The 3,083-nt window shown below is 72.7% G+C and carries 3 protein-coding genes; 1 reads left to right on the top strand and 2 read right to left on the bottom strand.

Annotation, left to right across the window (positions count from 1 at the left end):
• Positions 1-62: 62 nt before the first annotated feature.
• Both ACFV5N_RS26380 and ACFV5N_RS26375 read right to left on the bottom strand, forming a co-directional pair.
• Positions 63-1,130, bottom strand: coding sequence for a hypothetical protein (locus ACFV5N_RS26380; RefSeq protein WP_385604618.1), 1,068 nt, complete (start codon positions 1,128-1,130; stop codon positions 63-65).
• Between the two features lie 99 nt (positions 1,131-1,229).
• On the bottom strand, positions 1,230-2,078 hold the full coding sequence (locus ACFV5N_RS26375; protein WP_385604615.1) for a hypothetical protein: 849 nt from the start codon (positions 2,076-2,078) through the stop codon (positions 1,230-1,232).
• 179 nt (positions 2,079-2,257) lie between these two features.
• Between ACFV5N_RS26375 and ACFV5N_RS26370 the strand changes: the two genes are divergently transcribed.
• On the top strand, positions 2,258-3,083 hold an 826-nt coding region (locus tag ACFV5N_RS26370; RefSeq protein ID WP_385604612.1), incomplete at its 3' end, for a class I tRNA ligase family protein.

The raw sequence follows: 3,083 nt of genomic DNA, 5'->3' as shown, positions 1-3,083 counted from the left end.
GGCCCGGTCACCGATCGCGGATCCCGATGGTGTCCGGGCCCCGCCGTCGTACGCGGTGCCGCTCAGCTGTCGCCGGGGGCGACGAGCGCGTTGGAACGCAGCGTGGCGGTCATGTTGGCGGCCTCGTCGATGGACAGCTCCAGGGGGCCGGTCACGCCGGCCTGCTTCTGGATGACCGTGAAGCCCATGGTGCTGTTGTCGGCCCACACGCACAGCGGGATCTCGACGTCCTGGCCCAGAGAGGGGTCCTCGACCTCGGCGTACTGGCACTTCATGGTCGCGCCGTTCAGCCCGCTCGGACTGACGGCCTGCGGGCTGTCGAGGAGCCGGCCGCCCTCGCCGCTGGCCGCCTGCTCGGCCGCGTAGGCGAGCAGCGCGTCGACGGTGGCCTCCGGGTTCTCCACCTCGCCCCACAGGCCCACGCTGACCATCGAGGTCAGGGGGGTGGTACCCAGCTCGCTGGGGTCCGTGGTCTCCAGCTCGGCCGGGTCCATACCGGCCAGGTAGTTGGCCGTGGCACCCTCCGCGTCGGGGCCGAGGCCGAACTGCGCCAGCTCCTCCTCCGACATGCCGCTGGTGTCCTGCTGCTGGACGAGCTGGAACTCACCGCTGTTGTCCGGGTAGCTCAGCGAGTAGCCGATGAGCGTCTCGTTCTTCTCGTCGTCCCCGCCGAGCGCCACCACCAGGCCGACACCGAGCGCGGCGACCACGGCCAGGGCACCGACGGCCAGGCCGATCTTCTTGCCGTTGCCACCACCGGGCGGCGGGGGCGGCACCTGCCCGTAGCCGGGCTGGCCCGGGTACTGCCCGGGCGGACCCTGCGGCGGGCCGCCGTACGGGCCGGGCTGCTGCGGCTGGCCGTAGGGGGTGCCGGGCGGGGGCGGCGGACCGGCCGGACCCGGCTGGCCGGGGTAGGCGCCGGGCGGCGGGGGCGGACCTGGCTGCCCCGGCTGCTGCTGCGGGTAGCCGTAACCCGGACCCGACGGTGCGCCCGGAGCGCCGCCTTGCGCGTACGGGTTGGGCCCGCCGGGCGGCGGGCCCTGCGGCGGCGGCGCCCCGTACGGGCCGGGCTGCCCGGGCTGGCCCGGCGGGGGCTGCTGCCCGTAGGGGCCCGGCTGGTGCTGACTCATGGGTTGTCCCCTCATCACTGCGACAAGCGTCTACCGCTCATCCTGTCCGACGAAATGCTCCGGTGTACATCCACCCCGGTGCCGCCGCCCCTGCGGTGATCAGCCGTCGCTCGGCGCGGTCTCCCCGCCGGCGATCTCGACCAGCGCGGAAGCCCGCAGGTCGGCGGCGAGTTCCGCGGTCCGCTCCAACGTCAGCGGGACCGCGCCCTCGGCGGCGCCCGGGATCCCGTACACCACACCGATGGTGCTGAAGTCGCTCCAGATGCAGACGAAGGAGGCCTCGGCCTCGGCCGGCGCGGGCCGGCCCGGCCGCATCTCTAGGCATGAGAGCGCCGCGTTGTGCAGGGCGCTGGGGTTCATGGCGGCGGGGGAGCCGACGAGTTCGACGCGGTCGGCGTCGTCGTCCGCGTCCTCGTTCAGGTCCTCGGCGATCATCGCGAACATCTCGTCCGGGGCGTTCGCCGGGTCCGTCACCGTGCCCCAGGACCCCTGGAAGTAGAGAAGGTTGGAGTCCTCGGACGACTCGTCCTGGGCGTAGGAGGCCATGATCGCGCCCTCTTCGGTGAAGCCGACCCGGCTCGCCTCCTCCGAAGTGAAGAACTCGTCGCTGTCGTCGCCGTACGTCCGGGCGTAGCCGCCGGCCTCCTCGGGGGCGGCCAGCGTGTACCGGGTGCCGTCGTCCTTCAGGGCGGGGCTGTCGTCGCCGTTCAGGACCAGCACCAGGCCGACACCGAGCGCGGCGGCGACGGCGAGGACGCCGACGGTGATGCCGATCTTCTTGCCGTTGCCGCCACCGGCGGCGGGAGCGCCGGACGGCGGCGGGACCTGGCTGTAGGGGGCGGCGCCGTAGGGCGCGCCCCGGGGCGGCCCGGCCGGCGGCTGCGGCGGGCCGTACCCGTGCTGGGGCGGCTGCTGCGATCCGTACGGTCCGGGCGGTGGCTGCGTCATGGTGATCCCCGTGTGGTTGGCATCTCATCCGATCGGATGCCTCATGTACCCGGCATTGTGCCGCAGATGCCGGGACGGTCCTCACCGCGCGGCCACCACGGCATCCGGCCCGAGAGCCCGGGACCACCGCGCCGTAACCGATTCGAGGACGGCCCCGCCCCGCCCGTAGACTGGGCGCCGTGACCGAGAACACTCAGCCGCCCGCGACCACCGGGCCCCACAGCGCAGCCACCGAACTCCCGACGCAGTACGCGCCGGCCGAGGTAGAGGGGCCGCTGTACGAGCGCTGGGTAGAGCGGGGCTACTTCGAGGCGGACGCGGCGAGCGACAAGCCGCCCTACACCATCGTGATCCCCCCGCCCAACGTCACCGGCACGCTCCACCTGGGCCACGCCTTCCAGCACACCCTCATGGACGCGCTCACCCGCCGCAAGCGGATGCAGGGGTACGAGGCCTTGTGGCTGCCCGGCATGGACCACGCGGGTATCGCCACCCAGAACAAGGTCGAGCAGCAGCTCGCCGACGAGGGGAAGTCGCGGCACGACCTCGGGCGCGAGGAGTTCGTCGAGCGGGTCTGGAAGTGGAAGCAGGAGTACGGCGGTCGCATCCTCGGCCAGATGCGGCGGCTCGGCGACGGTGTCGACTGGAGCCGTGAGCGTTTCACCATGGACGAGGGGCTCTCCCGCGCCGTCCTCACCATCTTCAAGCGGCTGTTCGACGACGGCCTGATCTACCGCGCCGAGCGCATCATCAACTGGTGCCCGCGCTGTCTGACCGCGATCTCCGACATCGAGGTCGACTACCAGGAGGACGCCGGCGAACTCGTCTCCATCCGCTACGGCGAAGGCGACGACAGCATCGTCGTGGCCACCACCCGCGCCGAGACGATGCTGGGAGACACCGCGGTCGCCGTCCACCCCGAGGACGGGCGGTACGCCCACCTCATCGGCAAGCGCATCAAGCTGCCGCTGACCGACCGCACCATCCCGGTGGTCGCCGACACCC

The sequence above is a fragment of the Streptomyces sp. NPDC059853 genome (assembly GCF_042731495.1).
GTDB lineage: Bacteria > Actinomycetota > Actinomycetes > Streptomycetales > Streptomycetaceae > Streptomyces.
Note: the sequence above shows the minus strand (reverse complement) of the source record. Positions and strands in the feature narration are given on the sequence as shown.

What these genes read in the sequence shown, in the direction of transcription:
- ACFV5N_RS26375 (WP_385604615.1), bottom strand. Translation starts at nt 2,078, where the DNA reads ATGACGCAGCCACCGCCCGGACCGTACGGATCGCAGCAGCCGCCCCAG.
- ACFV5N_RS26380 (WP_385604618.1), bottom strand. Translation starts at nt 1,130, where the DNA reads ATGAGTCAGCACCAGCCGGGCCCCTACGGGCAGCAGCCCCCGCCGGGC.